Annotated in this window: 22 protein-coding genes and 1 rRNA gene; 14 read left to right on the top strand and 9 right to left on the bottom strand. The window is 41.5% G+C overall.

Going from position 1 to position 24,675, the window contains the following annotated elements; translation table 11 throughout:
* Positions 1 to 929 precede the first annotated feature (929 nt).
* The 3 genes from aspT to dusA all read left to right on the top strand — a co-directional run bounded on the left by aspT (position 930) and on the right by dusA (position 5,764).
* Complete coding sequence (gene aspT, locus H9629_RS12460) at positions 930 to 2,615, top strand: aspartate-alanine antiporter (protein ID WP_191731197.1); 1,686 nt, start codon at positions 930 to 932, stop codon at positions 2,613 to 2,615.
* A gap of 54 nt (positions 2,616 to 2,669) precedes the next feature.
* Positions 2,670 to 4,271, top strand: a complete 1,602-nt coding sequence (locus H9629_RS12455) for a bifunctional aspartate transaminase/aspartate 4-decarboxylase (RefSeq protein WP_191731196.1) — start codon at positions 2,670 to 2,672, stop codon at positions 4,269 to 4,271.
* 467 nt (positions 4,272 to 4,738) lie between these two features.
* On the top strand, positions 4,739 to 5,764 hold the full coding sequence (gene dusA / locus H9629_RS12450; protein WP_064095223.1) for a tRNA dihydrouridine(20/20a) synthase DusA: 1,026 nt from the start codon (positions 4,739 to 4,741) through the stop codon (positions 5,762 to 5,764).
* 50 nt (positions 5,765 to 5,814) lie between these two features.
* On the opposite strand, the gene H9629_RS12445 is transcribed toward dusA, so the two are convergent.
* Positions 5,815 to 6,327: a hypothetical protein gene (locus H9629_RS12445; RefSeq protein WP_064095224.1), complete on the bottom strand. Its 513-nt coding sequence runs from the start codon at positions 6,325 to 6,327 to the stop codon at positions 5,815 to 5,817.
* Positions 6,328 to 6,560: 233 nt separating this feature from the next.
* The gene (gene coaBC, locus H9629_RS12440) at positions 6,561 to 7,835 is read right to left on the bottom strand and encodes a bifunctional phosphopantothenoylcysteine decarboxylase/phosphopantothenate--cysteine ligase CoaBC (RefSeq protein WP_191731195.1); all 1,275 of its coding nucleotides are present in this window, start codon (positions 7,833 to 7,835) and stop codon (positions 6,561 to 6,563) included.
* A 113-nt stretch (positions 7,836 to 7,948) separates the two neighbouring features.
* Here coaBC and radC point away from each other — a divergent pair, with 113 nt between their 5' ends.
* Positions 7,949 to 8,650: a RadC family protein gene (radC, locus tag H9629_RS12435; RefSeq protein ID WP_144725287.1), complete on the top strand. Its 702-nt coding sequence runs from the start codon at positions 7,949 to 7,951 to the stop codon at positions 8,648 to 8,650.
* Positions 8,651 to 8,714: 64 nt separating this feature from the next.
* Entirely contained in the window at positions 8,715 to 9,626 is a 912-nt protein-coding gene (locus tag H9629_RS12430) for a bestrophin family protein (RefSeq protein WP_064095227.1), read from the top strand.
* 80 nt (positions 9,627 to 9,706) lie between these two features.
* On the opposite strand, the gene H9629_RS12425 is transcribed toward H9629_RS12430, so the two are convergent.
* Entirely contained in the window at positions 9,707 to 10,558 is an 852-nt protein-coding gene (locus tag H9629_RS12425) for a PHP domain-containing protein (protein WP_191731194.1), read from the bottom strand.
* 44 nt (positions 10,559 to 10,602) lie between these two features.
* Here H9629_RS12425 and H9629_RS12420 point away from each other — a divergent pair, with 44 nt between their 5' ends.
* Genes H9629_RS12420 through mnmC form a run of 4 tightly spaced genes read left to right on the top strand, consistent with a single transcriptional unit; the run spans position 10,603 to position 13,999 of the window.
* The gene (locus H9629_RS12420; RefSeq protein ID WP_064095229.1) at positions 10,603 to 11,214 is read left to right on the top strand and encodes a septation protein IspZ; all 612 of its coding nucleotides are present in this window, start codon (positions 10,603 to 10,605) and stop codon (positions 11,212 to 11,214) included.
* A 28-nt stretch (positions 11,215 to 11,242) separates the two neighbouring features.
* A complete protein-coding gene (locus H9629_RS12415) occupies positions 11,243 to 11,545 on the top strand; it encodes a YciI family protein (RefSeq protein ID WP_191731193.1) in 303 nt (100 codons plus the stop codon).
* Positions 11,546 to 11,550: 5 nt separating this feature from the next.
* Positions 11,551 to 12,060: a hypothetical protein gene (locus tag H9629_RS12410; RefSeq protein ID WP_144725295.1), complete on the top strand. Its 510-nt coding sequence runs from the start codon at positions 11,551 to 11,553 to the stop codon at positions 12,058 to 12,060.
* 40 nt (positions 12,061 to 12,100) lie between these two features.
* Positions 12,101 to 13,999, top strand: a complete 1,899-nt coding sequence (mnmC, locus tag H9629_RS12405; RefSeq protein WP_191731192.1) for an FAD-dependent 5-carboxymethylaminomethyl-2-thiouridine(34) oxidoreductase MnmC — start codon at positions 12,101 to 12,103, stop codon at positions 13,997 to 13,999.
* Positions 14,000 to 14,095: 96 nt separating this feature from the next.
* Here the strand turns inward: mnmC and H9629_RS12400 are convergent, their stop codons facing one another.
* Positions 14,096 to 14,410 (bottom strand): rhodanese-like domain-containing protein, encoded by a 315-nt coding sequence (locus H9629_RS12400; RefSeq protein ID WP_064095233.1) that lies wholly within the window; start codon positions 14,408 to 14,410, stop codon positions 14,096 to 14,098.
* Positions 14,411 to 14,501: 91 nt separating this feature from the next.
* On the opposite strand from H9629_RS12400, the gene H9629_RS12395 reads away from it, so the two are divergent.
* Together H9629_RS12395 and H9629_RS12390 are read left to right on the top strand one after the other, a co-directional pair.
* Positions 14,502 to 14,990: a YajQ family cyclic di-GMP-binding protein gene (locus tag H9629_RS12395; protein WP_064095234.1), complete on the top strand. Its 489-nt coding sequence runs from the start codon at positions 14,502 to 14,504 to the stop codon at positions 14,988 to 14,990.
* 25 nt (positions 14,991 to 15,015) lie between these two features.
* A complete protein-coding gene (locus tag H9629_RS12390) occupies positions 15,016 to 15,519 on the top strand; it encodes a DUF4442 domain-containing protein (protein ID WP_064095235.1) in 504 nt (167 codons plus the stop codon).
* 56 nt (positions 15,520 to 15,575) lie between these two features.
* On the opposite strand, the gene H9629_RS12385 is transcribed toward H9629_RS12390, so the two are convergent.
* From H9629_RS12385 to H9629_RS12375, 3 genes are all read right to left on the bottom strand, one after another.
* Positions 15,576 to 15,947, bottom strand: coding sequence for an acyl-CoA thioesterase (locus H9629_RS12385; protein ID WP_218955192.1), 372 nt, complete (start codon positions 15,945 to 15,947; stop codon positions 15,576 to 15,578).
* A gap of 74 nt (positions 15,948 to 16,021) precedes the next feature.
* Complete coding sequence (trxC, locus tag H9629_RS12380) at positions 16,022 to 16,453, bottom strand: thioredoxin TrxC (RefSeq protein WP_064095237.1); 432 nt, start codon at positions 16,451 to 16,453, stop codon at positions 16,022 to 16,024.
* A complete protein-coding gene (locus tag H9629_RS12375) occupies positions 16,454 to 17,350 on the bottom strand; it encodes an alpha/beta hydrolase (protein ID WP_191731191.1) in 897 nt (298 codons plus the stop codon).
* Positions 17,351 to 17,477: 127 nt separating this feature from the next.
* Here H9629_RS12375 and H9629_RS12370 point away from each other — a divergent pair, with 127 nt between their 5' ends.
* Both H9629_RS12370 and H9629_RS12365 read left to right on the top strand, forming a co-directional pair.
* The gene (locus tag H9629_RS12370; protein ID WP_064095239.1) at positions 17,478 to 17,813 is read left to right on the top strand and encodes a TIGR01244 family sulfur transferase; all 336 of its coding nucleotides are present in this window, start codon (positions 17,478 to 17,480) and stop codon (positions 17,811 to 17,813) included.
* Complete coding sequence (locus tag H9629_RS12365; protein ID WP_191731190.1) at positions 17,806 to 18,228, top strand: beta-lactamase hydrolase domain-containing protein; 423 nt, start codon at positions 17,806 to 17,808, stop codon at positions 18,226 to 18,228. Before H9629_RS12370 ends, H9629_RS12365 begins: the two co-directional genes overlap by 8 nt.
* Positions 18,229 to 18,415: 187 nt before the next feature.
* Here the strand turns inward: H9629_RS12365 and H9629_RS12360 are convergent, their stop codons facing one another.
* Complete coding sequence (locus tag H9629_RS12360; protein ID WP_191731189.1) at positions 18,416 to 22,846, bottom strand: hypothetical protein; 4,431 nt, start codon at positions 22,844 to 22,846, stop codon at positions 18,416 to 18,418.
* A gap of 169 nt (positions 22,847 to 23,015) precedes the next feature.
* On the opposite strand from H9629_RS12360, the gene H9629_RS12355 reads away from it, so the two are divergent.
* Positions 23,016 to 24,407 (top strand): dihydrolipoyl dehydrogenase, encoded by a 1,392-nt coding sequence (locus tag H9629_RS12355; protein WP_191731188.1) that lies wholly within the window; start codon positions 23,016 to 23,018, stop codon positions 24,405 to 24,407.
* Positions 24,408 to 24,566: 159 nt separating this feature from the next.
* On the opposite strand, the gene rrf is transcribed toward H9629_RS12355, so the two are convergent.
* Positions 24,567 to 24,675 (bottom strand): 5S ribosomal RNA (rrf, locus tag H9629_RS12350); the annotation flags it as partial.

Below are 24,675 nucleotides of genomic sequence, written 5' to 3'. Positions count from 1 at the left end.
TTTTTAATTCCTCTCTCACTATAAAAATATACCACTGAGAAATGACTGGGAATTCTATTTTCATTTTTAGCTGACATTGTCAGAGCTCAACAGGAAGCTCGCTCTACTGGGCTTGTTTTTTTAATTTTATTTTTCCTCCCCTCTTTTTTTTAATATCTGCAACTCGGTACGAGTACATCAGCCAGACCTACTAGGTACCAAGGTATTAGTTTTTTCCTTTTTGTCGAAAAAGAGTGAATGGAAAGTGTATTGAAAATGAACAATAAATAAGGCTGTAAACTGATTTATGAGCATGAGATCCCTATAGGCTTATTCAGATAATATTCCCAAGGTTCCTTATCTAAAATAAATAGTTCGGGAATTAATCTAACTCAACCCCTCATTATATTATTTTCGTCGCAATAAAATGAACGCTCATAATATAAAAAAACATATATCAAAATTTAATATAAAAATTAAAACCCAATACAAGAAAATCACCTCACACCAAGAATTAAAATTAATGAATATTTAAGTTAATTTTCATTAAAAATAAATTATTTTTAAATTCTGAATAAATTCAGGATTAAATATATAGTAACAATTACCTTTTAATATGTGAAAACTAACATATTGACCCTAAAACGCCCTCCAAAAAAGATTATTAATTACAATATCTTAAAACAATTAAATAAAACCAAGTTTAAATAAAATAATATTTTCATTAAATAAAATATAGACTTAAATAAAAATCATATTTTGTTCCAAAATGTAATTCAATATAAAAAACGGATTTTAAATATATATATAAAATACTAAGCATTTGATTAATATAAAATCTAGAAAAAATACACTTATTTGCATTATTTAAATCCAACATAGTATTTTTATAAAGTGAAAATCAAAACTCAATTTAAAAATAGATTAAATAATAACAGTGAGTCTATAAAATGATTGAATGGATACAAGGTGAATTAAAACATAGCCCTGAAATTCTATTGTTTTTATCTTTGGCAATAGGCTTTTGGATTGGAAAATTTCAATTTGGCAAATTCCAGCTCGGCGGTGTTGCTGGCTCATTGTTAGCCGCTGTTGTGCTTAGTCTTATTGGTGTACCCGTCGACAATGGCGTTAAGGCCATCCTCTTTGCACTGTTTATTTATGCAGTAGGTTTCGAAAGTGGTCCCCAATTTTTCAAATCGCTGGGCCCCAAATCACTTAAAGAAATTCTATTAGCGGTATTTATGGCAGTTTGCGGACTGGCTACCGTGCTCATCATGGCAAAAATATTCCAGCTGGACAAAGGAATGGCAGCAGGACTGGCAGCAGGCGGAATGACCCAATCGGCAATTATTGGTACAGCAGGCGATGCGATTTCCCGCCTAGACTTACCTGCCGCGGAGATCCAGAGGCTTCAAGCCAATGTCGCGATTGGATATGCAGTAACCTATATTTTCGGTTCACTCGGTGCCATTATTATCTGTGCGAGTATCGTACCAAAATTTATGGGTCGTGGTATTCGTGATGATGCGCTCAAGGCACAAGCTGAACAACTAAAAGGCGCCTTTCAACTGGCGCCTGGGCAAGAACTTGCTATGCCTGAAATTGTTGGGCGTATTTATAGAGTTCAGCAGGCCTCAGGACAAACAATTTCAGAGCTTCAGTCAAAAATACCCAACATTACAATTGAACGGGTTAAACGCGGCACTCAATTTATTGATTCCTCTCTAGAAACCAAGCTCGAGACAGATGATATTATTCTGGTGATTGGTCGTAGAAGCAGTGTGGTTTCAATTGCTCAACATATCGGAACTGAGCTCGAGTCCTCTGAAGGCATGGAAATAGTCATGTCTACCACGGATATGATTCTCAGAAACTCCAAATACATTAATCGTACCCTAGGAGATGTGAGGGCCAACACCCCAGAATATCTAAAACATGGTATTTATGTACTTGGAATTAAAAGAAATAATGAATCAGTACCCATGGATGATAATACTGTTCTTCATAAAGGAGATGTCATTACTGTCTATGGTACAAAAAATGATCTTGATCGGATGGTCAAAGAAGGCGGTCGAGCCATATCCCAAAGTATAAAAACAGATTGGGTCTTCCATGGCATAGGTTTAGTTGTTGGTCTGTTAATTGGCTTAATTGTCATTCGTATTAGCAACATGCCGTTAACGCTAGGTGCAGGTGGGGGAGCACTTTTATCAGGTTTATTCTTTGGCTGGCTGCATAGCCGCAATCAGGTACGTGGCAACATGCCTCTGGCTGCATCTCAACTCCTCAAAGATTTAGGTCTGGCCGGTTTCGTGGCAGCCGTAGGTCTGCAATCCGGCTTACAAGCCTTTCAGACGATTAAACAAAGTGGCCTATCCCTCTTTCTGATTGGCGTAGTGGTAACAGTCGTCCCACTCATTCTCTCCATGCTTTTTGCACGCTATGTCCTGCGTTATGACAACGTTGCAGTGATGGCCGGAGCATTATCAGGTGCCCGAAGTGCCAACCCCGCTTTTGGTGTTGTCTTGGACAAAGCCGGAAACTCGATTCCAACAGTTCCATTTGCCATTACTTATGCCTTAGCCAATGTGTTTTTAACCTTGCTTGGTCCACTCATTGTGGGTCTGGCTTAACGACATCCACAAATTTCAATTTTGTCTGATTCATCATAATTTTGGAGATTCCTCATGGGAAACACTGATTACTCTAAATACTCAAAACTCAGTCCATTTGAGCTTAAAGATGAACTGATTGCGCTGGCAACAAGCCGCACGGATCGCATGATGCTGAATGCAGGCCGCGGTAATCCGAATTTCCTTGCTACTGTTCCACGGCGCGCCTTTTTTCAACTCGGTTTATTTTCTGCCACTGAATCAGAATTTTCATTTTCATATATGCCTGAAGGCCTGGGCGGATTTCCACGTTCACAAGGATTGCAATCACGTTTTGAGCAATTTATTTTAGGAAATCGTGATAAACCTGGTGTTGTTTTTCTAGGTAAAGCAATTTCATATGTACGTGACCAGCTGGGACTGGATCCAGATGCTTTTTTACTGGAAATGGTTGAAGGCATTCTAGGCTGTAATTATCCTGTTCCTGACCGAATGCTCAGAGTCAGTGAAAAAATTATTAAAGAATATGTCCTTCGTGAAATGGGTGTCCAGAGTATGCCTAAAGAAGGATTGGATCTTTTTGCAGTAGAGGGTGGTACTGCTGCAATGGCCTACATCTTTAATTCATTAAAAGAAAATAAGATAATTTCAAATGGTGACCGTATTGCCCTGGGAGCGCCTATTTTTACTCCCTATATTGAAATTCCTAAGCTAAATGACTATGAACTTGAAGAAGTCATGATCCAGGCTGATCCTGAGCTTAACTGGCAGTATCCGGAATCTGAATTACGTAAATTAGAAGATCCATCCATTAAAGCATTTTTTCTGGTCAATCCAAGTAATCCACCTTCAGTGAAAATAAATGATGAAGGACTGGCCATCATCGCAGATATTGTCAAGAAACGTCCTGACCTGATTATTCTGACTGATGATGTGTATGGAACATTTGCCGATAATTTCACTTCATTATTTGCCATGTGCCCTGATAACACCATTCTGGTCTATTCTTTTTCTAAATATTTTGGAGCTACAGGATGGCGTCTTGGCGTCATTGCACTCACCAAAAATAATATTCTGGATCAAAAAATTGCAGCACTGTCCGCCAAGGATAAAAAGGAACTTGCAGAACGTTATTCCTCACTGACCACCGATCCTTCAAGTATCAAATTTATCGACCGGATGGTTGCCGACAGTCGAAATGTAGCATTGAATCATACTGCCGGATTATCCACACCTCAGCAGGTACAGATGGTCCTTTTTGCCTTGTTTAATATGATGGATTCGCGTCAAAGCTATAAAAAAGCTGTCCAATCAGTCGTACGTGAACGGGATGCGGCTCTGTATCGGCAACTCGGGGTAGAAGTCCCTCAAGATCCGAACAGTGTGGATTACTACACTCTTGTAAGTCTGGAAAATACTGCCCGTACGTTATATGGGGATGACTTTGCAGACTGGATCATGAAAAACAAAAATCCGACTGAACTGTTGTTCCGGGTCGCGGATGAAACCGGTGTAGTGCTTCTGCCTGGTTCCGGCTTTGGTGTTCAACATCCTTCAGCCCGTGCATCCTTGGCAAACCTGAATGAATATCAATATGCTGCGATAGGCATGTCTTTAAGCAATCTGGCTGCTGAAGCTTATGAGGAATACAAAAAAGAAAGTAAAAAGAAAAAATAATATTCAAATGAAGGAACTGAAGCCATATCTGGGTTTATTCCCCTTACCTTGGCAGATTTCTTTTTTAATGAATAGCTGATCATTCCTGTTAAGTACGAACAGTATGAATATAAATTAGCAAAGTCAAGATTTCACCTCTGCCCTAAAAGAGCTCACTGATCTTTTAGGGCTTCATCATGATACTGGCTTTTCCTATTTTTCTATATTTATAGACTGAGCAGGCCAAATCTGTTTACTTTCTTGTTTTTCTCTAAAAAAGACTTCGTTTCCGATTCATTCCAATATTGTCATGGTTTTAAACCCGCACCTTTCAATGCTCTTTTTAGCCGCAACCTTCTTGATCAATTTATAACATGAATTATTTTTTCATTATGGTGTAAAATTTGGCGCTAAATGCAAATTGCGTACTCTGGCTAAATATAGATTTTCGCAGATTGCACCAACATGATTAAAGGCATGATTTTTTAATGACTCTCACCAACCCCATTGAAACTGCTCAATCTCCACGAATCAGTGTTGCACCTATGATGGACTGGACGACCAAGGACTATCGTTTCTTTGCCCGTCTGTTTAACCCGAATATCATTATGTACACTGAAATGGTGACAACGGGTGCCATCATTCATGGTGATGCCAAACGACACCTGGATTTCAATCAGGAAGAACATCCGATCGTTTTACAGCTAGGTGGCTCAAATCCGCAAGACTTGGCAACCTGCAGCAAAATGGCCCAAGATTGGGGTTATAACGAAATTAATTTAAATGTAGGTTGTCCGAGTGATCGGGTACAGAATAATAAAATTGGTGCCTGTCTAATGGCAGAACCTGATCTAGTGGCAGAATGTATTGATGCCATGCGTCATGCAGTGGATATTCCAGTAACGGTGAAACACCGGATCGGGATTGATGACATGCAATCTTATGAAGAGATGCTACATTTTGTCGATACTGTGGCCAAAACCGGCTGCAACAATTTTATCGTGCATGCACGCATTGCCTTATTAAAAGGTCTGTCGCCCAAAGAAAACCGTGATGTGCCGCCACTGCGCTATGAAGATGTCTACCGTTTAAAACAGGATCGTCCTGATCTGCTTATCGAGATCAACGGCGGAATTAAAACCTATGCCGAGACGCAGGAACACCTCAAACATGTTGATGGCGTGATGATTGGCCGTGAAGCTTATCACAATCCTTATTTGCTGGCAGAACTGGGACAATTGTGGAATCTGGATACACCAGACCGTTTTGACATTATGCAGCAGATGTTGCCTTATATTGCCCAGCGTATGGCAGAAGGTGCACCTTTATCCATTATTACCCGTCATATTTTAGGCCTGTTCCAGAATTTGCCAGGCGCACGCAAATGGCGTCAGGCGTTAAGCGGTGGGAATGCAAAAACCTTGAAAGATGTAGAAACTGCCCTGTTTAATATTCAGGAAGCGATGCAGCGTACTGAAGATTACGTACGTGAACATCAGCAGGTTGAATCTTAAAAACAGAAAGCACCGGTTATCGGTGCTTTTTTATAAAGATGACGCATTGATCAGTGCGTATACGCCGTAATATTACCAACGGGGATCGGCTCCTCATCATAAGAGGCTGCCTGTACCACAGGTTCTATTGCTGGACGTATATTTAAGCTCAGTTCAACTCTTACCGGTTCTTCTACAGATTCCAGATCGTCTAGAGATGCAGACAGTTGCTCCAGTTCACGATCTAACTGCTGGCGATATTTTTCAATTTCGATTTCATCAATGAAGGCAAAAGCATCATCTTCAATGGACCAGCTATAGCCGCCATTAACCTTGATAATTTTGACATTGACGGGATATTCATGCCCCTGATAGTTCAGTTGTGAAACTGCCTCAAACTCATTGCCTTGGCGATGGACAATTTTTACATTCAGCACAGTGAGACGATAATGCTGATAGTCAGGATTAGCATTAAATTCCTGCTGTATCTGTTCCTGAATATTTCTGGCCAGTTCATCAATTGATACAAAGTAACTGCATCCGGCCAAGCAGGCGATCATCCATAACATCATGATTTTTTTCATATCGCCCCCTCCTTGTTGTTTCCCACTACATTCTATCTGTGTCACATTTTTTATCTTTGGTTTATTCTGTGATCTATTTTATACTTTTTCCCATAAAACAATATATAAATCCTTGGTCTATAAAGTCAGCCTATTTTGAAGCCAATTTGATGATATTTAACTAGATAGTGGACATAAACTAAAAAAGCCCTGTTCATCTCAGGGCTTTTTTAGTTTTCTCATATTGATTCAGTCTAGAAATCATCTTCTGCCAGGGGATCGTGATGCAGGGCATCATGAATCGCTTCAACCAGCTGCTGGGCAATTTCCTGCTTGGAGGCTTTTTCCAGATCACGTTTTTCCAGCTGGTAATGCTCGGCAAAAAATACCGTCATGGCATTTTCATCTGAAGCAAAACCGATATCAGCACGTGAAACGTCATTGCAGGCAATCATATCCAGCTTTTTAGCCACCAGCTTTCCGGCAGCATATTCTTCAATATTGCGGGTTTCTGCAGCAAAACCGACCATAAACGGACGTTTTTCCTGTTGGGCTATAGTGGCAACAATATCCGGATTTTTGACCAGCGCCACATTCAGCTCATCCCCGGCTTTCTTGATTTTATGTTCGGCAACCTGTGCCACACGATAATCTGCTACCGCAGCGGTCGCAATAAAAATGTCACAGCCCTGCTCCAGCATGTGCATACTTTCATTTAGCATTTGCACGGCAGAAGAGACATTTTTACGTTTTACGCCATTCGGAGTATCCAGACTGACCGGCCCTGCAATCAGGGTCACATTGGCTCCTGCTGCATAACAGGCTGCAGCCAGTGCAAAGCCCATTTTCCCGGTACTGTGATTGGAAATATAGCGCACTGGATCAATTGCTTCTCGAGTTGGACCCGCAGTAATCGTGACTTGTTTACCCGCAAGCAAGCCAAATTTTTCCGCAATCGCACGTTGGGCTTTATGAAAATATTCAGTCACCTGATGCGCTAAATCTTCCGGCTCAGGCATCCGGCCCAAACCTACATCCCCACAAGCCTGCGAACCCGCGTCCGGCATGATCACATGCACACCATCTTCAATCAGTGTCGCAAGATTGCGCTGCGTTGCTTTCGCCGCCCACATTTGCTGGTTCATGGCAGGTGCCACCCAGACCGGTGCTTTTGTTGCCAGATATAAAGTACTGAGCAGATCATCAGCCAGGCCTGCGGCAAATTTTGCCAAGGTGTCACAACTGGCTGGTGCTACCAGCAACAGGTCAGCCCAGCGCGCCAGCTCGATATGCCCCATTCCGGCTTCTGCTTCAGGATCCAGTAATTCGGTATGCACGGGATTGCCCGATAAGGCCTGGAAGGTCAAAGGTGTAATAAAAGCCTGTGCACCATGGGTCATTACCACTCGCACATCAAAGCCGGCATCTTTCAAACGGCGGACCAAAATCGCACTTTTATAGGCGGCAATGCCGCCAGTGACGGCCAGAATGATATTTTTATGGGGAATTACACTTAGATCAAAGCTCACAAACAGATTACCTTGCTGTTGCAGTGAGGCTCACAATAGCATTAAATAATCGCATTCCCAAGAGATCGACTTGCGGGAAAACTGATAATTCATAATAAAAAAGTATAATCATCATGCAATTTTCTATTAAAAACTGGCCGGAGCAAGAGCGGCCGCGGGAACGTTTGATTCAATATGGGGCTGAGAGTCTATCCGATGCCGAGCTACTGGCCATATTTCTACGTTCAGGTTCACAGCAACATTCGGCAGTTGATCTAGCGCGTTTGCTGATTCAGCATTTTGGTCATTTGACTGCTCTACTCGATGCCCCTTTACAGGAAGTCAGTCAGTTTCATGGTATGGGCATCAGCAAATACACGCAGCTGATGGCTGTCAAGGAACTTGGACGACGTTATATTGCCGAACATCTCAAGCAGGATGCACTGGAACTTACCAATTCCAAGCGCTTGAGAGACTATTTACGCTTTGAACTGCTCGGTGAAACACAGGAAGTATTCGCTGTGCTGTGTCTGGATGCCAGTTTAAGAAAAATTGCATTTAAAAAACTGTTTTATGGTTCAATTAATGCATGTGATATTTCCATTAATCAGTTATTGCGTTATGCCATTAGCCAGCAGGCGACCTCAATTGTCATTGCGCATAATCATCCGCTGGGCCGGCCCTCTCCTTCCAAGGCTGACCTGACATTGACCCGGCAGATTCAGCAGGCCTGCCAACTGGTAGATATCCATCTGATTGACCATTGTATTATCGCCTTGGAAGGCAGTTTTTCCTTTGCGGAACAGCAACTCATCAAACCAGAAGTACAGTATTGAATAGCACTTGACAAAGCAGGCACAACTCAACAAGATCATGGAAAAATTGTGATGATTCTAATAAATGATCGTACGTGACCAGCCGAGTGTTTTTAAACTGCTGTTTTCCTGGCGAGGGACGATTTTGCCTAAAGTTTTGCCACCTTTGGGCGTGGTCATGCTGATTTCGGCCATCATCGGTGGCTTGTCACATATTGGCTATTTTCATTTTCCAGAATTACCTCTGGTCGGCTTTACCCTGATTGGGGTAGTACTGTCAATTTTTCTCGGATTTAAAAACTCAGCCTGTTATGACCGCTGGTGGGAAGCGCGTAAACTTTGGGGCATTTTGATTGCTAATTCACGCCACTTTGACCGTGATTGCCGGATGCTGTCTCAAGGTCGTCGGGAACGTGTGATTCAGCATGTGATTGTCTTTGCCAATGTACTCCGTGATCGCCTTCGCCATCAGACAGCCAATCCGACTGAGCTGGTAGAAACCAGTGGCATGAGCCAACAGGCTGTGACCCAACTCTATCAGCAGGCAAATGCAGCGCAATATACTTTAAGTCTGATTCAGTGGGAGTTGATGCAGGCACTTAAAGAAGGTGAAATTTCCGATATCATCTATATGCAGATGAATAATCATGTAGCAGAACTGAGTATTGTCCAAACTGGTTGTGACCGGATTGCGACGACGCCTTTGCCTTTTGCCTATTCGGTCTTGCTCAACCGCACCGTGTATTTTTTCTGTTTTATTTTGCCTTTTAGTCTGGGTTCAACGCTCGGTCTGTTTACGCCTTTTCTGGTCGGCATTTTGGCTTATACCTTTTTAGGATTAGATGCTCTAAGTTCGGAAATTGAAGAGCCTTTTGGTACCCAGAGCAATGACTTGCCACTGGACTCGATGGTACGTACCATTGAAATTGAACTGTTAGGGACTTTGGGCAAACCAACACCACCACCAATTCAGGCCAAAGATCATAATTTGCTTTAAAAGATTAGCCTCACTCATCCTTTGCTATCAGTGATAACTAACTCTCCTTACAAATAAAGAAGATCAGGATAAAGAAATCCCTAGGTAAAACTTTCCCAAATCCCGATCTGTCCCGGTTTCAGGCTCGGGACATTACCCAGTTTAATCCAAGGCATATGGTCTCCATGAAAATCACTGCCAATCGAAACTTTCAGACCATGTTCAGCGATCATTCGATCCACCATCTGCCGGGTGGAACTTGGCTCAATCGCCGGTGGCAGTTCCACCGCATCTCCACCAAACTTGGCAAAGATCTCGATCAAGTAGCGGATATTGGTCGCAGATAAATCATATTTGGTTGGATGTGCCAGCACGGCGAAGCCGCCGCTTTCATGAATCACCTGAACCGTGTCTTCAAGACTCAAGCCATCAAATTTGACATAGGCCTTTTTGCCTTCCTTGATATATTTATCAAAGGCCTGTTGCGGACGCGTCACAATGCCCTTTTCTACCAGTGTTTTGGCAATATGCGTTCGTGTCACCCGATCAGGGATATTGTCGACTTTGGTCAGTACATCAGCATAAATATCCTCACCAATTAAAGGAAGCAGCAGATCACAAATCTGTTTAGAACGTTCAGCCCGGATTTTCTTTTGCTGATTGAGGGCTTCTTGTAACGGCTCAGGGTTCTGAATATTGAGTGCCACAATATGCACACCATAGTTTTTTTTGGTCGCAGGCCGCGACCACTGGCTGGATATCTCTACGCCAGAGATAATCTTAATCTCATGATTTTTGGCAGCTTCCTCCGCCAATACCAAACCGTCCATGGTGTCATGATCGGTCAGTGCCAAAGTATGGATGAGTTTTTCCACAGCCGCATCGACCAGTTGCTGAGGACTGAAAGTTCCATCAGAAATATTACTATGTGTATGTAAATCTACGCCGTGCATCTCTATACTATGACATTTATTTGATCAGATTTAGATACTCTAACATGAAAGCACTTTTAGACTTTGTGCCACTCATTATTTTCTTTTATTTATATAAAACTGTAGATCCAAAAGACACTGACCATCAATTGCTGCAATTGATCGGTTCTGCGGGGGGTGTCGACAATAATAATATTCTTGTTGCAACCACAGGTCTGATTATTTCCATGCTGGTCGTCTATGGTGCGTTATTTGTCATGCAAAAATTCCGTCTGGACAAGCAGCAATGGATTGTCTTGTTTATGACCGTGATTTTTGGTGGCATTACCCTGATGCTCAGCGATGATTTCTATATCCGTTTAAAAGCGGTATTACTGAATCTGGTCTTTGCCGGTGCCTTTTTATTGTCCCCCTGGTTTAGCAAGGATAAAAAGCCATTGATTCAGCGTCTGTTTGGTCCGGTATTCAACCTAAGTGAAAAAGGCTGGGTTAAATTGAACTATGCATGGGTGGCGATGTTTGTGCTGATGTCATTTCTGCATACCTTTTTCGCCTATTTGTGGATGGATGGAAAATATTGGGGCGAATTTACCGCATTCGGTGACATGATCGTGATGTTTTCCTTTATCATTATTCAGTTTATTGTATTGCGCAAATACTTTAAGACCGCTGAATAAGTCCAACTACAAACGATTGAGAGTCATCATGCCATTATTCGTCGTTAGCTGTACCGATCGGGAAGGTACAGTGGAAAAACGCCTCGCGATTCGCCCACAACATCTTGCTCGTCTGGAACATTTGAATGCTGAAGGTCGCCTGATTGTTGCAGGTGCCATGCCTAAAGATCCGGCCAATCCAAAAGCTGGTTTTTACGGCAGTACCATTATTGTCGATTTTGACAGTCGTGAAGCACTGGATACATGGTTACAGGATGAGCCATTTTTAAAAGAGGGTGTGTACGAACATATCGATGTCAAACCATTTAATAAAGCATTTCCTCAAGGATAAGGTCCATGCGTGTTGTTACTGCCAGTATCATTGGCCTATGTTTCATGATTTCTCCAGTATGGGCAGTCGAAGTTACGCCTGCTCCTGTGGCTCCGGAAAATCAGACAGCACCATCTCGAGCGACAGCAGCGACTGTACCAAACCAGTCGCTACCAAAACCTGCCATTATTCCTGCAGTAGCGACTTCTGCCCAGCCGGTGCCACCTGCTGAAAACAAACCGTTAACCGCAGAAGAAATCGCCAAGCTAAAAGCCCAGCAAGATGCCAAGGTAAAAGCCTTGGTCAAAGATCAGGCCACCCGTTTAGAGCAACTGGAAAAAGCCAATCTGGATGCACTATCGCAAAACCAGGAATTACAGCTCAAGAATGATAACTTGGGCGTTCAGGTACAGGTACTGCAAAGTGAACGTAGTGCCCAGATGTTCCTCTACGGCGCAGCAACCCTGGCAGTAGGTGTACTGCTGGGCTTCCTGATTGCGAGCTATGTTTATACCAAACGTCGCCGTCAGTGGTAAGCTATAGTCCTTCCCGATATCTTTTAAGGTTGTAACCGTTTTGTCGCACGCAATTCAAACTGCCGATCTGGACTGGCAATTGGTGGATGGCATTGATGTGCCTGTATCCAAGCAATTTGGTGATGTGTATTTTTCCAAAGACAATGGCCTGCTGGAAACCCGGCATGTCTTTTTAAATGGCAATGATCTCAGCACTCGTCTGACAAATCTAAAACCTTTTGAATATTTCTGTGTCGGTGAAACGGGTTTTGGTACTGGTTTAAATATTCTGGCGCTGTGGCAGCTCTGGCAACAGGTACGTCCGAATAATCACAGTCATTTGCATGCCATTTCAGTGGAAAAATTTCCGCTCTCTAAAGCGGATCTGATCCGCGCCCTGAATGCCTGGCCTGAGTTAAAACCTTTGGCTGATCAGCTGATTTCTCAATATCCAATGCCAATTGCTGGCTGTCATCGACTCAGTTTTCCTGAAGAACGTTTCAGTCTGGATCTATGGCTAGGCGATGCCCACGATATCTTCCCGGTCATTGAAAAAACTGCAGCGGTGAATGCCTGGTTTCTGGATGGCTTTGCGCCTTCCTGCAATCCGGATATGTGGGAAGAAAATGTCTTAAACCATATTGTGCGCTTGTCAGAAACCGGAACGACATTTGCCTCTTTTAGTGTCGCGGGTGTCTTAAAGCGTGGCTTAAAAAATCACGGGATTTCAATTTCCCGTCCACGTGGGTTTGGCCATAAACGTGAAATGTTGAAAGCAATCTGGAATCCGGCTGAGGAAAGTAACCCATCTCCAGCTCAGGAAAGTACGCAAAAAAAAACTGGGTCAGCTTTAGAGATAAACGCCAGGCCTCGCCAGATCGCTGTGATTGGCGCAGGAATCGCAGGTTTAAGTGCGGCATGGGCATTCGCTCAACGTGGTCATCAAGTCACTATTTACGACCGGTCGGCGCCCCTCTCTGGAGGTTCTGGCAATCCACTGGCCTTGCTCAATCCCAAACTCTGTCCGGTTGAGCAAAGTGCTGAACATTTGATGACCTTGTCTTGGCAACATGCCTTAAATCATTATCGGAAATTTAAGGCTTTCCGCCCGATTCAGGTCAATCAACTCGCCTTAAAAAATCCTGAACAGCTTCTAGGATTGGCAGACGAATATCCCGAAGGAATTCTGGCTGCACAAACAGTAAAAGATCAGGAGATGCAAACTGCATTTCCAAGTTTAAAACTGTTAGCAGCTGGCGCGGTTTCGCCGCATCAGTTACGTGATGAAATTTTGCAGCATCCTCATATTCAATATCAACAGGCCAAAATTAGCCATATTGAAGCTGCTACAAAACCTCAGCTATTTGCAGATGAACAGGATCTAGGTGGATTCGATCACGTCATTGTCTGTACTGCTCGAGAAACCCAGCAGTTTTTTGCAGATTATCCTCTCCTGAAACCGATTCGCGGACAGGTCAGCTGGGTGAATAATCAAACCCAGCCTTTAAGTCAAAATACTGCCTATAGCTATGGCGGCTACTGTATGCAACTCAATGCCGAACAACTCATTCTCGGGGCTTCGTTTTATCCCGGCCGAGATGATACAGAGGTATTAGCAGAAGATCATATGCATAATTATGAACTTATCCACGGTGTCTTTCCTGAATATGCGAAATCTCTTCCTTCTCTCGAGACTTGGCAAGGCCGTGCATCGCTACGTGCACAAAGTCAGGATTATTTCCCTCTACTCGGTAAAATGAAAGCGGAGGAGGAAGTTTATAGCTTTGCTGGTCTCGGTTCTAAAGGCTTTCTGTTTGCACCACTATGTAGTGAAATCTTGGCCGCCCAGATTCTGGGAGAAGTCTGTCTGATTCCATCTCATGTAGTAAAAAAACTCAGCGTGACCCGTTTTCAAAAGAAAGTGAAAATGAAAAAACCGTATTTAAAACCTCAAATATAGAATCCTATTTTAAAGGTGTTCACTCTCCCTATGAGAGAGGGAAAAATATTACCCCCATTAAAAAAGCGCCTGACGGCGCTTTTTTTCACAAGGTTATTAGGCACCTTGCTCCAGCGGCATACCGGCATCACGAGCGGCACGAGTACCACCCATCAGAATGACGTATTCACGTGAGCTGTCAAAACCCTCTAATTTTTCAGCTGCACGTGGAGCTTTACTCCCACCACCACATAAAATATAAATCGGTTGATCCGCTGACACCTGAGTCAGGCTATCTGCTGAAAGATCGTTAATGGGCTGATTTACCGCCCCTTTCACGTGTGCTTCAGCAAAAGCACTTGCATCGCGTACATCCCAGATAATGGCATTTTCTGGGAACTCAAATGTTGTAATTTCTTGTTTACGGATCATTGTGCACTCCTTTGATGTAAACAACACTTGGCAAATGAAGAAAACATCCCTAGCATCTCAGATATTCTTTCCCTTTGTAAAGGTCTAAACTATGCCTTCTTTCGATATTGTTTCTGAATTAGAAATTTTTGAAGTAAATCATGCAGTTCAAAATACCCAAAAAGAGATTGCAACCCGCTTTGATTTCCGTGGTCAGGACGTTTCTATTGAACTGAATGAAAAAAACAAGGAAATCAAAATCAGTACAGAAAGTGATTTTCAGTGTGAACAGGTATATAACATGCTGGAAAACCATTTCTTCAAACGTAAGATTGACATTCAGGCACTTGATCCACAAAAAATGACCGCTTCAGGCAAAAATGTGATTCAGGTGATCAAGCTTAAAGATGGTCTTGACTCTGATACTGCAAAAAAAATTAATAAGGCCATTAAAGAAAGTGGCATTAAAGTGCAATCTTCTATTCAGGGCGACAAGATTCGTGTGACTGACAAAAAACGCGATACCTTGCAGCAAGTGATGGCATACCTGAAAGAACAGCAATTCGGTCTGCCTTTACAGTTTAATAACTTTAAAGACTAAGTCAGCAACGTCTGTAGAAGGAATTATGGCAAAGAACAACCGATTAGCCAGATTAGTCAAAGCCACTGCACGATTACCGCAAGGTATTCGTACTGCTTTGTTAAGTAAAACTTTTGGCCGGGTGGTCCCGATGGTCGGCTCTGCCAAGATTCGTTATGAGGAAATGAGTGCGTCCAAAGTGGTAGTCAGTATGGCCAATCATAAAGCCATGCAGAACCATATTGGACAAATTCATGCATGTGCAATGGCCCTGCTGGCAGAAACAGCAACCGGGTTTGTAACCGCAATGAATGTACCAGATAGCGCAGTGGTTTTGATTAAAAGTCTAAAAGTAGACTTTAAACGTCCGACCAAAGGTGCCCTGACGGCAGTTGCTACCTTGACTGCTGAACAGCAACAGCTTATGCAAAGTTCAGACAAAGGTGAAACACTGGTTCAAGTTATGGTAAGTGATGAATCGGGTGAAGCACCCATTCAATGCGAGATGCTCTGGGCCTGGATTTCCAAAAAGCAATTGAAGCAGACCTGATAGCAATACAGACAAAAGAATCCCAGATCATTAATCTGGGATTTTTATGAGACGAATTATGACTTCTGCTGAGATTCTAGAAACTTCTGTTTTGCTTCCTCTGGAATCGGACGTTTATTGCCCTTCACATCCACTGCCACAAAGGTAAATACCCCTTCAGTCACGCGTACAGGCGGACGTGAGTCGTCATGGCTATCCCATACTTCAATTTCCATCTGGATGGAGGTATTGCCGACCTTTAGAATTTTGGTATAGCAGCTAATCACATCACCGACTTTCACCGGAACCAAGAAGGTCATCTGGTTAATCGAAATTGTCGCACAGCGTCCTTTACTAAAGCGCTCTGCATGAATTGCTCCCGCCAAGTCCATTTGTGAAACAATCCAGCCACCAAATACATCTCCACTCCAGTTGGTATCCGCAGGCATCGCAATGGTCTGCAGGGAAAGAATTCCCTCTGGTTTATTATGAGAATCTGACACTTGAACTCCAGGCTTGTGAATTAGGATGGGGCATTTAACTGCTGATCAAGCCACTTTTGCAGCTCGCTTGAGCGTAATGCACCGCTTATTCTAGCAATTTCGTTACTTTTATTCATTAAAACCAGCGTCGGAATACTGCGTACATTAAATGCTGCACTTAGCCGTGGATTTGCTTCTGTATCAATTTTGGCAAAAACTACATTGGGATAGAGTTTGGCAACATTGGCAAAGTGCGGCGCCATCATTTTACATGGCCCACACCAGTCCGCCCAGAGATCAATCAGGATCGGCAAATCACTATGCGTGACAAACTGGCTGAAATTCTGCTCATTCAATTCAATCGGTGCCAATGGAACCAATGCTTGATGACATTGACCACAAGCGGGATTAGCGGTTAGTTTTTCCTCAGGGACACGGTTTTTGGCCAGACATTCCGGACATACAATAATCATCTAGCGCACTCCAATATGTTGATGTAAGAATTCTAATTGGGTCGAAACTGCTTTTTCAAACCATTCGCCATGATAAATATCAAAATGCCGGATATTCCACTCATGATATTGCACAAATGGCGCAATATTGGTTGCAGTTTCCCGACTGGATTCAATGGGAATCAGACTATCCAATTTTGCTGCAATGAACAGAACTGGAATCGTGATTTTACGTACTTCCAGAATGGGACGATAACGCATCAGTTTAAAGAATGCGCGTGCAGGAATATGACCACTCCAGTAATAATCCGGGTTCACGATGGACATATATCCCTGATAACTGTCCTGGGTTGGCATAAAGCAGAGTTCATGAGGGTCTACTACGGGTAAGGTTTTCGGTGCCATACCGACCTTGGCGCCCATGTAGTCTTGGCTGGAAATTTTCAGGGCTTTAGGCAATTGCTGCAAAGGATAAAGTTTGGCACTTTCTGCCCCATCAACAAATGGTACCTGTGCCATTACTGCCTGAATATTTGACAGCTCTGCTGCGAGTGTCAGTACATGACCGCCACTTAAGGCCGTTCCCCAAAGTACAATTCTTTTGCTGTCAATCGACTTACGTGCCTCTAAATGGCTGATCATAGTCCGCCAGTCTTCAAGCTGAGCACTAATAGATACCAGTTCACGTGGACGTCCTGTACTCCCGCCCCAATAGCGATAATCAAACAGCACCACAGCATAGCCAGCACTGGCAAAGCGCTGTGCATACTGGACCAGTTTAAAATGACGTAAAGCTGCCAGACCATGGGCCATTAGGATCACAGCCGGTTTATCGACCTGTTGAGGATGATAAAAATCTGCAGCAATCACTTCCTGACCGCTTTTAACATACAGTGGTTCGACTGTATAAGCGTACATATGCGCTCCATTGCATTATTTTATAATTGTAATCGTATTTATAAATTTTTCAGAACTAAGCCGTCATGTTTTCAGCTTAATGCTATCATAAAGCATATCTAGATAAATGACATAATGGAGTGACATCATGAGCGAAAATGTAGGCTTTACTGGCCAAATTGGTCCTGAACATATCTCTCAAATAGTTGAAAAAGGTTTTAAATCGATTATCAACAACCGCCCAGATATGGAAGGTGGTTCTGAGCAGCCAACCAGTGCACAAATCGAAGAGGCTGCACGTGCAGCAGGTCTGGATTATGTATTTCAGCCGGTGGTTGCCGGTCAGATTACCGAGCTTGATGTCCGCACTTTTGCCAATCATTATAATGAATTACCAAAACCAATCTTGATGTTTTGCCGTACCGGAAACCGCTCAAATAATTTATATCAACTGGCAAAACAGATGGACTTGCTGGATGACTAAGTCATTTTGGAACGGTGTAGTACTCGCAATCTGTTTTAGCTGTACTTCACCTGTTTTTGCTGCGCAGAATTTGAGTCGCGCTCTGACCGCTACGGTGAGTGTTACCGGTCAAATGACCTTGGATAAGTTTGAGCAATTGATTCAGCAGGGTTTTAAATCCGTGATTGTAAACCGCCCTGATCAGGAGTCTGGTAACGCCGTCACGGTAAGTCAATTACGCTCGATTGCAGAAAAGTCTCAAGTCAGTGTGATTTATCAGCCAGTAGTAAGTGGTCATATTTCTCAGGCCAATATTGAGGAATTTGCCCGATATTATAATGAGTTGCCTAAACCGATTTTGATGGTTTGCCGAAGTGGTACACGTTCAGCAGCTTTGTTTAATCAGGCTAAATCTCAAGGATTGATTCATGAATAAATTATTGATTATTGCATGTTGTAGTTTGGCTTTTACAGGCTGTAACTCGATGAATTTGAAGCCGACTGTGGGTGTGAGCATGGGAACATCAATTTAGTTTTTTAAATTTTAGTTCCCATAAAAAAACAGCGCCGAAGCGCTGTTTTTTTTGAATTATAGGTAAATTTTATCTACAATTCATTAAATTTTAGGGTGTACACTCTGAAGTATTTGTACCAAATGGACTAATTGCATTAATCGAATAAATTCCATTGAAATTCTTATCATTACCTTGCTGGTTACGTAGAAGATGAGGATAACTATTTGACATTCTATACGAATTTGATTCTGCTGTAGCATCAATACGTACATTTAACCATTGAGCATACGTTTTTGGATAAGTTATTACAAAATTAATTTCACCTGAATTATTTGTAACCCCAGTCCATGTCGCATCATTACTTGCCTTAAACTTAACAACATCTAATGCTACATTCGCATTTGTGACTTGGGTAACATCTACAGCAAAGTTACAGTGCAAGCTCTGATTAACTAATTCAGGATTAGCAGCATTATCACCTTGATAATATCTTTGACCAGCAAACACCCATTTCATTTCACTAGTTGGAGGAGTTATGGAATTTGTTGGTGCTAATGCCCATAAATTTTGCCCTCTAATATAACTTTGAGGTTTAATTTCAAAGCTTACATTCTGTTCTTTTACTAAATTTCCAAGTTCATCTTTTACTGTAGCTTTTAACGTTTGCTCATAAGCATTACCATTGGCTACAGGTTCTAAATGATTATCTGTAATATTAATCACTAGATTGTTAACAGATTTTCTGACTACATCCAGTATATGAGTTTGGGTAGCACCTGAAAAACTTGCACTCAGCTCCAAATCTTCATTGATAAAAGCAGTCTCAGTATAATTACGACGTAAGCTTTCATCAATTTTAATGATGAATTTAGCTTCACCATTATTATTTGTCACAATCCCGGAAGCGCCTTGAATATAAGCTCCATTGAAGTTCGAGTTCTTTAAATTCAATGTAATATATTCATTAGAAACTGCTCCACCAAACTGATCACGTAAACTGACGCTAACAGTTGCCGTTCCATCGACAACATTAATAGTTGATTGATCTGGTTTGATGAAAATATTGTGTCTTGGTGTAGTCGATGTCGGATCTGTAACATTTAAATGAAGAACCTGCTTCACATCAATACCATTCGTAGTATTAGTTGCATCTAAGGTAATACCACTTGCTATCAAAGCATCTTTATCAAAACCTTCTTTTGGAATATATAGGGTGAAGAAGCCTCGTCCATCTTCATCAGTTTTGACAGTCCATTTCTCAGCAATATTTTCTGGTAAAGGATGATTATTTTCATCAGAAGTATTTTCTTCAGTAATAAAGCCTACATTTTTACCTGTGGTGGTGTTTGTCTTACGTACAGCCAAGGTGACTTCTTCATTACGTACAGGATTATTAGAAGCATCGAGTAAACGTACAACGACAACTGTTCTGTCATCACCTGGATTCAAAGTGTTTTTAAAACTATTGATTTCAAGATGGTTTGGGTTTTCGACATCTTCAACTGTAAACGTTAAAATAGCAGGAATTTCATTACCCTTTGGATCTCGAATTACACCTGTAACTCGAATAGATTGTAATATATCCGTCGTTATACCTTTTGGTACCTCTAAGGCAAATTCAATTGAACTATCTGCTGGTATAAGCACACCCTCTATATCAACACCATTGGCTTTTAACTTAACACCAGCATCGATCGCTTCTTTATTCAAGCTTAATCGCATCGGTGTACCTGTAACAGTATTAACTCCCATTTCATCTTTAACAGCTGCATACACTTTAATTGTTTGCCCAGCTGTCACTGTTTTTACATCTGAGGTTAAACGTGGGTTTAACGCATTTGCAGGAGCAGTAATATTAATTGCACCTGTTTGCTGTAAACGGTCACCATTATTTAAGTTTGTACCTACTACAGCAAAGATAATGCCATTTTTGATCAAACTAGGGTCATACTCTCCCTCGGCTACGGTCACGGTAAATTCAGCTTCACCATCACTATTCGTTTGAGTTGGTATATTGCTTAATGACACACGACTAGAAGTGAGACTAGATAAAGCAATTGCAATTGGTGTATTTGGAATAGGATTACCCTTTTCATCAACTGCTGTAATTTTGACGCGAGTCTCACCACCGAGAACAGAAATAGGATCTAATGGCTTATCTTCTATTGTAGTAAACAGAAAGTTAGCCAAGTCTGGTAAAACGACTGGTGGTTGTGCAACATCAACTTTCTTTGTAACAGTAAATGCGGAATCATCTGTACGAGTTGATTTCACGACGACCGTTAAACCATTCGCAATTAGATTCGTGAGTTCAGTTACATTGCTTGCTTTTACTTTAATTGTGAATTTTGCATGGCCATTTGCATCTGTGCGAATAGCTTGCGTAGAAACGTAACTCACACCATTATTTAATGCTGCATCATTTAAACCAATACTGATCAGCTGATTTTTAAGTAATTCGCCATCTGTACCTTTTGCGGTGACATTAACAGTTAATGTTTGCTCTTGACCCACTGTTAAAGTCAAATTTCCCAACATATCAACTGTAAAGTGATCAAGATCAATCACACCTTGTTCTGTAGGTGCTTTGAAATTCAGACGTAATGTTTGTGATTTACCATTTGCCGAAGTCGCAACTAACGGTACACCTTGAATCGCTAAAGCAGCTTGCTCAGGCGATAAATTTGCCTTGTAGTCAATAGTAAAAGTTGCATATCCATCTGCACCGGTCTGTTTGGAAGACTGACCTGTATGACTCAAGCCTAAATCTTGCAACTGTTCATCACTTAAAGACCCTGCAATATTTAAAGACACAGTTTCGCCAATTAGTGCACTACCGTTTACACCGACTGCCTTCACTTTAACTGTGAAAGTATGATTTTTTGTATAATCAAATACCGCTAGTTTTGGATCTGTCGAAGAAGTAATTGGATCTATAGATAAATAGCGCACCGCTTGTTCAGAAACTTCTTCATCAGAAACTGTAATAGCAATTGAATTGCTAACACCATTGTCAGTCGTAAAATTAGCTTTAATTCCTGCTTTTACCAATGCTTCTACTGCAGCAGGTGTTTGGGCATTAGTCTCAATATTAAAAGTGGCAAACCCGTTCACCAAGTCTTTTTCCACAGGCCCATCCAATGTTACACCATTTGATGTTGCCTCAGCATTTAAGTCAAGTTTAACCTTACCTTTAGTTGCTGCTAAGCCTTTATTATTAATTGCCTTAACAGTTACAGCAACTGAGTCATTTTTTGCATTCACTTTATATGAAGATGCAATTTCTAAACGCTGAATAGCCTCGGCATCTGAAGCATTTATATTTTCTGTTACTACATCAACAATAACGCTACCAGAGGCAAGGTTAATACCATCTGTATAGGTTGCACTTAACGAAATACCTGTGTCAGATAAAGCAAGTGGATGTGTAACATCGGCCGTGCTAATTGTAAATTCTGCAATACCTTGTGCATTCGTTTTAGCAGTCGCATTATTGAGTTTAACGCCATACGCGAGCTCATCCTTTGTAAAGCTCAAACGAATCTCTTTTCCACTTAATGGCTCATGTTGATCATTCTTTGCTAATACTTGGATTTTTACAGGAGTTGTACTTTTCGCAGCAACAACCTGATCTGGCTTAATTACTGAAAGAGTTGAGACAATCTGAGATGTGTATTTAAATGTTAAATCTGCTGTTGCGGTTCTTTCAGCTTTATGTTCATCAACTAGCAAAAAACTCAATGTTTCAGACTTACCCGCAAAAGTAGCAAGATCAGCTGATGTAAAATTACTACTCGCTTTGAGTGTATATTTCACCTCACCCTGAGCATTTGTTTGTTGAGTTGCTGCGCCATTAGTGATAATAAATTTACCGCGCATCGCTTCAGGCATATTTAAAGTAACAGACTGATTCGCTTTAATACCACCCTTAGCATCTGTTACAGTCGCAGTGACATCCACACTGCCATTTGGTAGATTTAATACTGTGCCCTGGGTCACATCGATTTTATAGTCACTGACAATCGTACTACTTTTCTTGATATTTAAAGTGTAAGGGATACTAACTGAAGTGCCATCAACTGTAGCAGTTAGTTGCACTGAACCTTCAGCTTCTGCCAATTCACGTACATCAATCTCAAAAATGGCTACACCATTGGTACCTGTTGCAACCAAAGAGTTAGTGCTGGATACGCCAAACTTATTTGTCGCAATTGTTAAGCGAATATTTTTATTGGCAATACCACCATTATCCACATTTAAGGCTTTAACTGCCAAATAAACTTTTGAGTTGTCTGGAGCTAGTTGAATTTCTTGACCACTCGCATTCTGTAAAGCTCGAGTTAAATGCGTTGCTATATTTGACGTATCTGTTTCTGACTGGTTATTATCACTTGTATTTCCCCCTTCCGTATTACCGCTAGAAGAACCATTATTATAATATCCATCACTACCGCCCCCTCCACAAGCAACCAATGAAATTGATGTTGCTAAAACAGTTGTATTTACCCCTAGTTTTTTCAAATTTATTAAAAAACCCATGATTCTTCCTACTAGATATAATAATTAATCGCCATAAAGTTAGTCTTTTGGCTTTTATACAAAATTTACTCAAATTAGCAAAAATAAGCAATGTAGTTACATAATTTACATCGAAAACATTGTAAATATTAAGGTAAATAGTTAGTTATTGAGACTGAGTAAACATTTTATGCATGACCTCATCATTATCGGTGCAGGCACTGCAGGGATCAGTGCTTATAACGAAGCCATCAAATACACCCAAAATATTTTAATTATCAATGATGGCCCATGGGATACGACATGTGCTCGCGTAGGTTGTATGCCTAGTAAACTACTGATCTCTTCTGCCAATCGGATGCATGATATTCAAACTGCTGAAGAACTTGCTTTAAAGCATAACGCTGTCATTGATACTTCAGATGTTATGCAACGTGTGCATGTCCTTAGAGAACGTTTTATTCGTGCAACCTTGAAAGGTGTCGATCAATGGGACAGCTCACATAAAATTTCCGGAAAAGCCAAATTTATTGATTCCCAAACGATCGAAGTCAATGGACAATTATATCTGGCCAAAAGTTTCATTGTCGCTGTAGGCTCACGCCCCAATATTGATAAAACGTTAAAGCAACAATTAAAAGAAAAATACATCACTTCTAATGAAATATTTGAATTATCCCAATTACCTAAGTATTTAGCAGTGATCGGGAGTGGTATCATTGCAATTGAATTAGCTCAAGCCATGCAAAGACTGGGTGTACAAACCACAATGTTTGCGCGTAGTCAAAAAGTAGGTGCTTTAACTAGCCCGATCTTACAAAAACTAGCACAAGAGCAATTCAGTAAAGAGCTCAATATCAAATTTAAAACCTTACCAGATGAAGTTGAGATCCAAGCTAATAAAATAAAGATTAACTTTACAGAAAATAATCAGACTAAGAGTATTGAAGTTGAATATGTTTTAGGTGCCACAGGTCGGCAAAGCAATATAGATCATTTAGATCTAGATCAACTAAATTCCACATTCAAGGATATCAAAGACCTTCCTATCGATAAAGAAACCAAACAACTTGCAAACCTACCTATATTTATAGTCGGTGATGCCGCCCCTGATGCACCCATTCAACATGAAGCCGCGCATACCGGCAAACAGGTTGTTCATAACTGTTTGAATTATCCGAATGTAAAACCTATTCCTGCCTTAACACCCTTGGCGATTGTATTTTGTCATCCTGAAATGGCGATTGTCGGAAAAAGTTTTAAACAGCTAGAAGATCAACACGTCGAATTTATTCGGGGATTCGTCTCTTATGAAAATCAAGGACGTGCACTGGTTCTAGCAAAAAACTCAGGCGGAATAGAGGTTTATATTGATAAAAACTCAGGTAAATTACTCGGTGCAGAACTATTCTGTTCACAAGCAGAACATCTGGCTCATTTATTAGCCTGGATGATTGATGCCGATCAGGATATTCACCAGATCCTAAAGAAACCTTTTTATCATCCTACGCTGGAAGAAGGTCTTAGAACTGCCTTTAAACATGCTCGACGTCAGTTTGATGCCTTGTCATCAAAGAGTTGAGGACTATCAAACCATTACTCAGTAAAGTTAGCTATCGTTCTATCTTAATATTGAACACTGTCTCAGATTAACTTTATAGGCATCTCAAATAAACTGGAGACTATCCCACCCATAAAAAAATCCCCCTCTGCTGATGCGGAGGGGGATTTTGGAATAATGAGCTGGCGATGACTTACTCTCACATGGGTAACCCCACACTACCATCAGCGCTAAGAGGTTTCACTTCTGAGTTCGGGAAGGGATCAGGTGGTTCACTCTTGCTATGGTC

This window comes from Acinetobacter pecorum (assembly GCF_014837015.1).
Classification (GTDB): Bacteria; Pseudomonadota; Gammaproteobacteria; order Pseudomonadales; family Moraxellaceae; genus Acinetobacter; species Acinetobacter pecorum.
The sequence above is the reverse complement of the archived record's forward strand: the minus strand, read 5'-3'. Positions and strand labels throughout refer to the sequence as shown.